The sequence below is a fragment of the Kitasatospora sp. NPDC023176 genome (genome assembly GCF_055560495.1).
Genome location: NZ_JBVHIP010000033.1, coordinates 109,357 through 115,557, shown reverse-complemented (window position 1 = coordinate 115,557; position 6,201 = coordinate 109,357). Strand labels below are relative to the sequence as shown.

General features: G+C 74.0%; 4 protein-coding genes, 1 rRNA gene and 1 pseudogene. 5 read left to right on the top strand and 1 reads right to left on the bottom strand.

Annotation, left to right across the window (positions count from 1 at the left end):
- The 3 genes and pseudogenes from rrf to ACZ3YL_RS33590 form a co-directional block, all read left to right on the top strand.
- A 5S ribosomal RNA gene (rrf, locus tag ACZ3YL_RS33600) occupies positions 1 to 86 on the top strand; the annotation flags it as partial.
- Positions 87 to 601: 515 nt separating this feature from the next.
- Positions 602 to 1,801, top strand: a pseudogene (locus ACZ3YL_RS33595) (hypothetical protein); the annotation flags it as partial.
- 84 nt (positions 1,802 to 1,885) lie between these two features.
- Entirely contained in the window at positions 1,886 to 2,752 is an 867-nt protein-coding gene (locus ACZ3YL_RS33590; protein WP_317621265.1) for a tetratricopeptide repeat protein, read from the top strand.
- A 135-nt stretch (positions 2,753 to 2,887) separates the two neighbouring features.
- On the opposite strand, the gene ACZ3YL_RS33585 is transcribed toward ACZ3YL_RS33590, so the two are convergent.
- Positions 2,888 to 4,258: a DUF1015 family protein gene (locus ACZ3YL_RS33585; RefSeq protein WP_465661103.1), complete on the bottom strand. Its 1,371-nt coding sequence runs from the start codon at positions 4,256 to 4,258 to the stop codon at positions 2,888 to 2,890.
- A 92-nt stretch (positions 4,259 to 4,350) separates the two neighbouring features.
- Here ACZ3YL_RS33585 and ACZ3YL_RS33580 point away from each other — a divergent pair, with 92 nt between their 5' ends.
- Together ACZ3YL_RS33580 and ACZ3YL_RS33575 are read left to right on the top strand one after the other, a co-directional pair.
- Complete coding sequence (locus ACZ3YL_RS33580; RefSeq protein ID WP_188307205.1) at positions 4,351 to 4,935, top strand: tetratricopeptide repeat protein; 585 nt, start codon at positions 4,351 to 4,353, stop codon at positions 4,933 to 4,935.
- Positions 4,936 to 4,987: 52 nt separating this feature from the next.
- A complete protein-coding gene (locus tag ACZ3YL_RS33575; protein ID WP_465661101.1) occupies positions 4,988 to 6,025 on the top strand; it encodes an HAD-IIA family hydrolase in 1,038 nt (345 codons plus the stop codon).
- Positions 6,026 to 6,201: the final 176 nt, after the last annotated feature.

Below are 6,201 nucleotides of genomic sequence, written 5' to 3'. Positions count from 1 at the left end.
GTTACATTCCGAACCCGGAAGCTAAGCCTCACAGCGCCGATGGTACTGCAGGGGGGACCCTGTGGGAGAGTAGGACGCCGCCGAACAATTCTTCAAGGCCGCGGCCCCAGCGATTCGCTGGGGCCGCGGCCTTTTTGTGTTTTGCGAACTTGCACGAAACCGGCAGACCGGGACTTCCGCCCAGGCGCGGACGCTTCCGACATGCCGGACAATGGAGATGGTGCTCGGCCAGGAGGCCGGCGCCGATACCGCGTGACGGCACTGGTGTTGCTCGGTCCGCGGTGGAGCTGAAGCAGCAGAAGGAGTCACCAGGATGTCGAACCAGCCCGAGGGCCGTCCCGAGCGTCGATCGGACGACGGCCGAGGCCACGAGCCCCGGTCCCGTGGGGGCTGGTCCAACGACCGTGGCGGCTTCCGTCGTGACGATCGTGATGACCGTCCGCGTCGTGACGACCGCGGTGGCGACCGTCCGTCGTACCGCGACCGCGATGACCGTGGCGGCGACCGCGGCGGCTTCCGTGGCGGCGACCGTCCGCAGGGTGGTGGCTTCAACCGCGACCGTGGCGGCGACCGTCCCCAGGGTGGTGGCTTCAACCGCGACCGTGACGACCGTGGCGGCTTCCGCCGCGATGACCGTCCGCAGGGTGGCGGTTTCAACCGTGACCGTGGCGACCGTCCCCAGGGTGGCGGCTTCCGCCGGGACGACCGTCCGCAGGGTGGTGGCTTCAACCGCGACCGCGATGACCGTGGCGGCTTCCGTGGCGGCGACCGTCCGCAGGGTGGTGGCTTCAACCGCGACCGCGATGACCGTGGCGGCTTCCGTGGCGGCGACCGTCCGCAGGGTGGTGGCTTCAACCGCGACCGCGATGACCGTGGCGGCTTCCGCCGTGACGACCGCCCGCAGGGTGGTGGCTTCAACCGCGACCGTGACGACCGTGGCGGCTTCCGCCGCGATGACCGTCCCCAGGGTGGCGGTTTCCGCCGGGACGACCGCCCGAGTGGCTTCCGTCGTGACGACCGTGACGACCGTCCGCGTCGTGACGACCGTGGCGGCGACCGCCCGCAGGGTGGTGGCTTCAACCGCGACCGTGACGACCGTGGCGGCTTCCGTGGCGGCGACCGTCCCCAGGGCGGCGGTTTCAACCGTGACCGTGGCGACCGTCCCCAGGGTGGCGGTTTCAACCGTGACCGTGGCGACCGTCCCCAGGGTGGCGGCTTCCGCCGTGACGACCGCCCGCAGGGTGGTGGCTTCAACCGCGACCGCGATGACCGTGGCGGCTTCCGCCGTGACGACCGTCCCCAGGGTGGCGGTTTCCGCCGGGACGACCGCCCGTCCGGCGGCTTCAACCGCGACCGCGACGACCGTGGTGGTTTCAACCGCGACCGCGGCGACCGCCCGCAGGGTGGTGGCTTCAACCGCGACCGCGATGACCGTGGCGGCTTCCGCCGTGACGACCGCCCCCAGGGTGGCGGTTTCCGCCGGGACGACCGCCCGAGTGGCTTCCGTCGTGACGACCGTGACGACCGTCCGCGTCGTGACGACCGTGGCGGCGACCGCCCGCAGGGTGGTGGCTTCAACCGCGACCGTGACGACCGTGGCGGCTTCCGTGGCGGCGACCGTCCCCAGGGCGGCGGCTTCAACCGTGACCGTGGCGACCGTCCCCAGGGTGGCGGCTTCCGTCGCGACGACCGCCCGTCCGGCGGCTTCAACCGGGACCGCGACGACCGTGGTGGCGACCGTGGCGGCTTCCGTCGCGATGACCGCCGCGACGACCGTGGTGGCGACCGGGGCCGTCAGGACTACGACGACCGTCGCGGCAACTTCGAGCCCGTCAGGCGCCTGCCGATCCCCGAGGACGTCACGGGCTTCGAGCTGGACGCGGATGTGCGCCAGGAGCTCAAGAGCCTGCCCAAGACCCTCGCGGACGACGTCGCCCGCAACCTGGTGATGGTGGCCCGCCTGCTCGACAGCGAGCCGGAGGAGGCGTACCAGTACGCGCGCGTCGCGCTGCGACTGGCGTCCCGCGTGGCCGCCGTCCGTGAGGCGGCCGGCTTCGCGTCGTACATGACGCAGCGGTACTCCGAGGCGCTGACCGAGTTCCGCGCCGCCCGTCGGATGACCGGTCGTGCCGACCTGTGGCCCGTGATGGCCGACTGCGAGCGCGGTCTGGGCCGTCCGGAGCGGGCGCTGGCGATGGCCGGCGAGCCCGAGGTGAAGCAGCTGGACAAGGCCGGCCAGGTGGAGATGCGCCTGGTGGCGGCCGGTGCCCGCGGCGACATGGAGCAGTTCGACGCGGCCGTCGTCACCCTGCAGAGCCCGGAGCTGGCCTCCAGCGCGGTGCACTCGTGGACCGCGCGTCTGCGGTACGCCTACGCCGAGGCGCTGATCGCGGCCGGCCGTGCCGACGAGGCCCGTGACTGGTTCGCGAAGGCCGCCGAGGCCGACACCGACGGTTCGACCAACGCCTCGGAGCGCCTGGCCGAGATCGACGGCGTCGAGTTCACCGACGCGCTCGACCCGGAGCTGGCCGAGGACGACGCCGACCAGGCCGACGCCCCGGCGAAGAAGCGCGCCGGCGACGTCGCCGACGACCGCGTGATCTTCGAGGACGAGGAGGACGTCGAGGAGTTCTACGACGAGGACGACCTCGAGGTCGACGAGGACTTCGACGGCGTGGTGCCCGAGCGTGCCGAGGACGCCGAGGCGGAGCAGGCCGAGCAGGCCGAGGCCAAGGGCGACGCCCGGAGCTGAACGCCCTGAAACGCCGTGAGGCCCTGCCGATCCCCTCAGGGATCGGCAGGGCCTCACGGCGTTTCAAGGGCTATTGCTGCCCCCGGTGGACCGGCCAGACGGGACCGCTCCGGCGGACTCGCCGAGCCGGCCGAGCTAGCCGAGGGGAAGACTGCGCAGCACCAGCCCGGTGGCCGGCTTCGGCCCGAACGAGGTGGACTTGCGCGGCATGGTGACGCCCTGTTCGGCCAGCCGCCGCACCACGCTCTCCCGGACCGGGTGCAGCAGCACGGCGGTGCCGCCGGCGCGGGCGGCCTCGCGCTCGGCGGCCGCGGCGGTGTGCAGGTAGCCGATGTCGTCGGGACCGTCGGGGACGTGCCAGGTGTGGTCGAGCAGGGTGGCGTGCAGCACGGTGGCGTCCAGGTGGCGCCACTCCTCGGGCCGGTCGTGCGGCACGGTCGCGTCGAGCAGGGCCTCCTCGGGCTCGCCGAGCAGCCAGAAGACGCCGTCGCCGCCGGTGAGGACGAAGCCGTTGCCGCCGTGCCGCTTCTGCTCGGCGAGGGCCTGGAGCGCGGCGGTCAGCGGGCCGGGGACCTCCTTGACCTTCCACTGGTCGCCGAGCTTCTCCAGCGCCTCGGCCACCGGCAGCCGGTACAGCACGCGGTGGATGGCGCGGACCCGCAGCGGGTAGCGGGCGGTGTCCACTAGCAGCACCATGCCGCGGTCCCACGGGCTGCGCGGCAGGTGGCGGTGCTCGCGCTGGAGCCGCAGGTACATCTCCCAGCGGTGGTGCCCGTCGGCGATCAGTGCCCGGCAGGTGGCCAGGTCGCGGCCGATCGCGGCGAGGTCGGCGGGGTCGGTGACGGCCCACAGACGGTGGTGGGTGCCGTCGCTGGTGGCGGTGGAGAGCAGCGGCTCGCCCTCGACGGTCCGCTCGATGACGGCGGAGGCGTCGCCGTGGCCCCGGTAGGTCAGCAGCAGCGGTTCGAGGTTGGCCCGGGTGGTGCGCATCAGCCCGACCCGGTCGGCGACCGGCCGGGGCATCACGTCCTCGTGCGGGAGGACGACGCCCGCCTCGGGGCCGCTCACCGCCAGGGCGCCGATCAGCCCGCGCTGGAGCAGTTCGGGGGTGTCGCCGTCGCCGGGCACCCGCTGCTCGTACACGTAGATCGCCGGCTCCGGGTCGGCGGCGAGGACGCCCTCGCGCTGCCAGCCGGTCAGCAGCCGGGCGGCGTGCCGGTACTTGGTGTCGCGGTCGGGGCGGTCGCCGACGTCCTCGGGCTCGGGCCGGGGCAGGATCAGCCGGACCACGTTGTGCGGATCGGCCGTCTCCAGGTCGAGCCGACGCCCCGGGTCGACGACGTCGTACGGCGGCGACATCACCGAGGCCAGCGCGCCGACCCGGTCCTGGACGTAGCGCAGGCCACGGAAGGGGGACAGGGACAGGCCTGCGGTGGCGACGTGCCCGGGATCGCCGGGGCCGCCCACGGGAGTCTCGACTCCGTCTTCTGCACTGGGTGTGCTCATTCTGGGCATCGTAACCGGGTACGCGTTGTTGAGAGATCGGAATACCCGTGCCGACCTGTGGGGCGGGTGTGCGACCGAGGGCGAGGTACGGCATGGAGGACGGGCAGGAGCGGCTGGGCGGCGGGGCTCCGGGGGAGCGCGTGCCCACGGGTGGTGTCCCGGCGCAGGGGCGGCCCGGGGAGCCCTCCGGGGACGTCTACGACTGGTTCCGCCGGGGCGCGCAGCTGCTGGCCCAGGGGCACCCTGCGGCGGCCGAGCAGCTGCTGGTCCGGGCGGCGGAGGCCGAGCCGCACTCGCGTAGCATCCGGGAGGCGCTGGCCCGGGCCCAGTTCGACGCCGGTTCGTACGCGGCGGCGCTGGAGAACTTCCGGACCGTGGCCCTGGCCGATCCCTCGGACGACTACGCTCAGTTCGGGTGGGGCGTCGCCGCGGCCCGGCTGGGCGACTTCGAGACCTCCGCCGAGCACTTGGCGCTGGCCGTGGCCATGCGGCCGGAGGCCGACCACTACCGGGCGGCGCTGCGGCAGACCCGGGCGACCCTGGCGGCTCGCGCCGGGGCGTTCGGCCCGTTGCTGCCCGGTGTTCCCGCCGACCGGAAGCGCCCGAGCGGCGAGCCGGAGGCGGGTCTTCCCCGGCAGCCCGGGGGACAGCCCGAGGGCGTCAACGACGACGCCTGAGCGGGCGGGCAGTGACGAGCAGACCAACCGCAGTGAATGAGGTAGCGCAGGCATGACCGAGACGGCCACCCCCGCACGACGGACCGCCCCCGGCGGCAGCGAGCGCCCGCTGACCGAGGCGTACGACACGGCGCTGCTGGACCTGGACGGCGTGGTCTACGCCGGCCCGCACGCGATCGAGCACGCCGTGGACTCGCTGGCGGCCGCCCGTACGGCCGGGATGCGGCTCGCGTACGTCACCAACAACGCCTCCCGCCCGCCGCGGGTGGTCGCCGAGCACCTGACCGAGCTGGGTGTGCCGGCCGCGCCCGCGGACGTGATCAACTCGGCCCAGGCGGCCGCCCGGGTAGTCGCCGAGAAGGTGCCGGCCGGCGCGAAGGTGCTGGTCGTGGGCGGGCTGGGGCTGGAGGAGGCGCTGGCCGAGCGCGGGCTGGTCGCGGTTCGCTCGCTGGACGAGGAGCCGCTCGCGGTGGTGCAGGGCTTCGACCCGTCGGTCGGCTGGGCGCAGCTGGCGGAGGCCTCGTACGCGGTGCGCGGCGGGCTGCCCTGGGTCGCCTCCAACACCGACATGACGGTGCCGACCGCGCGCGGCATCGCGCCCGGCAACGGGACCCTGGTGGCGGCGGTGCGGGCGGCGTCCGGAGTGGAGCCGGAGGTGGCGGGCAAGCCGCTGCCGCCGATGCACCGGGAGACCGTGCTGCGGACCGGCGCGCGGCGGCCGCTGGTGGTCGGGGACCGGCTGGACACCGACATCGAGGGCGCGTTCAACGGCGGGGTGGACAGCCTGCTGGTGTTCACCGGGGTGACCACCCCGGCGCAGCTGCTGGCCGCCCCGGTCGAGCACCGGCCGACGTACCTGGCGGCCGACCTCCGCGCCCTGCTGGTCCCGCAGCCGGCGGTGACGGCGGCGGACGGCGGCTTCGCCTGCGGCGGCTGGACCGCCACGGCGGAGGGCGGTGTGCTGCGGCTGGCGGGCGCCGGGGACCGCTGGGACGGGCTGCGGGCGCTGTGCGCGGCGGCGTGGACGGCGCTGGACGAGGACGGCGGGCCGGTGGACGGGCGGAAGGCGCTGGCCGAGCTCGAGTTCTGACACCGTCTGAGACGGAGGTCTCAGACGGCCGCGCGAGCTGGACGTCTGAGGTGAGCGTCTGACACGGATGTCCGAGCCGGACGGTTGAGCCGGACAGCCGAGGCAGGTGTCTGACACGAAGGTCCGAAGCAGACGTTCGGACCAAGGGCCTGAAACGGGCGTCCAGCTCGGACGTC

Coding starts and splice junctions, on each gene's coding strand:
- ACZ3YL_RS33580 (WP_188307205.1), top strand. CDS start 4,351: ATGGAGGACGGGCAGGAGCGGCTGGGCGGCGGGGCTCCGGGGGAGCGC.
- ACZ3YL_RS33575 (WP_465661101.1), top strand. CDS start 4,988: ATGACCGAGACGGCCACCCCCGCACGACGGACCGCCCCCGGCGGCAGC.
- ACZ3YL_RS33585 (WP_465661103.1), bottom strand. CDS start 4,258: ATGAGCACACCCAGTGCAGAAGACGGAGTCGAGACTCCCGTGGGCGGC.